2 protein-coding genes are annotated in these 1,481 nt (G+C 64.6%); both read left to right on the forward strand.

Annotated features, from left to right (window positions below; all coding sequences use genetic code 11):
* Positions 1-1,073 (forward strand): flavodoxin family protein (locus tag EOA79_RS32000; RefSeq protein ID WP_164894069.1); only part of this gene is annotated, 1,073 nt, incomplete at its 5' end.
* 32 nt (positions 1,074-1,105) lie between these two features.
* The coding region (locus EOA79_RS32005) for a YhjD/YihY/BrkB family envelope integrity protein (RefSeq protein WP_206639300.1) at positions 1,106-1,481 on the forward strand (376 nt) is incomplete at its 3' end.

A 1,481-nucleotide genomic window follows, 5' to 3' on the forward strand; every position in this document is an offset into this window, starting at 1 on the left:
GCCCTAAGCCGCGCAAAGGCATGCCGAGCCCGCGTCTTGGCGAAAGCGAATTCAAGGCACGCTATCTGAGACAATTCTACGATCCGGCCTTTCAGCCGGAGGCGGATGCCATTGGCAGGCTGGCCGAGATCGCCTGGCAGGCCTACAGCGAAGAACGCAAGGCACCGATCACCAGAAAGGCGGGACAGGGCTTCCACGATCCGGACTATGATCTCTCCGTCGACTGGTTCGCCGCGCACGAAGCGGTCGAAGCGGCACAGCGCCGGTACGAGGACAAGACCGCGCCGTCCCGCATCCTGCTCATAAACGGCTCCTCGCGCAGCGAGCACACGTGCCCGGGCGAAATGTCGAAGACCTTCCGCCTTGTCGAGTTGGCGCGCAGCGCCATTGCAGCAAGACCGGGCTTCGCGATCGAGGTTCTCGACCTTGCGCGGCTCGCCTCCGAATACGGCCGCAGGATCTTTCCCTGCAAGGCGTGCTTCTCGACGGCGGCCGCGCTCTGCCATTGGCCGTGTTCCTGCTACCCCAATCATTCGCTCGGGCAGGTCAGTGACTGGATGAACGACATCTATCCGCTCTGGGTCGAGGCGCATGGCGTCATGATCGTCACGCCGGTCAACTGGTACCATTCCTCCTCGCCGGTGAAGCTGATGATGGACCGGCTTGTCTGCGCCGACGGCGGCAATCCCGATCCTTCGCTGACGCAGGGCAAGGATGCCGCGCTCGCCAAGAAGGTCGAGCTTGCCGGCTGGGACTATCCGCGCCATCTCGCCGGCCGGCTGTTCTCCGTAATCGTGCATGGCGACACCGAAGGTGCCGGAAGGGTGCGCCACAGCCTCGCCGACTGGCTGCGCTCGATGAAGCTCGATCCGGTGGGCGAGGCTGCCGAGCTCGACCGCTACATTGGCTACTGGAAGCCCTATGCGACGAGCCATGACGAGCTCGACGCCGACCATGCCGTGCAGACGGAAGTCCGCAATGCCGCGCTGGCGCTCGCCGAAGCCGTCGAGAAGCGTCGCGCGGGTTCGTTCCAGACCATCGGAGCCGTGCTCGAGGATCCGCGCCCCAAATAGCCGACGAGGAGAAGCAGCCGACGGGAAGGAAGATGCAGCGCTGGTTCCAGGAAGCCTGGGTTGTGCTGAAAGAGAGCATCACCGGCTATGTCAACGACAATGCGCTGAGCCATGGCGCGGCGATGGCCTTCTACGCCACGACCTCGCTGGCGCCGATCCTTCTGATCGTGGTAGCGATCGCGGGCGTCGTCATCGGCAACGACGCCGCGCAGCTCGCGCTTTCGGCTGAGTTCGCGGGGGTGATGGGCCCGCAGAGCGCCGAACTGCTCACGGCAGTGATCGAGACCGCCGCGCATCGCGGGTCCAGCACGCTGGCCACCCTCATCGGGCTGATCACGCTGCTTGTCACCGCCTCCGGCGTCTTCGGAGAGATGCAGCAGTCGTTGAACGAGATATGGAAGGTCAAGC

Source organism: Mesorhizobium sp. M1A.F.Ca.IN.020.03.2.1, assembly GCF_004023205.1.
Classification (GTDB): Bacteria; Pseudomonadota; Alphaproteobacteria; order Rhizobiales; family Rhizobiaceae; genus Mesorhizobium.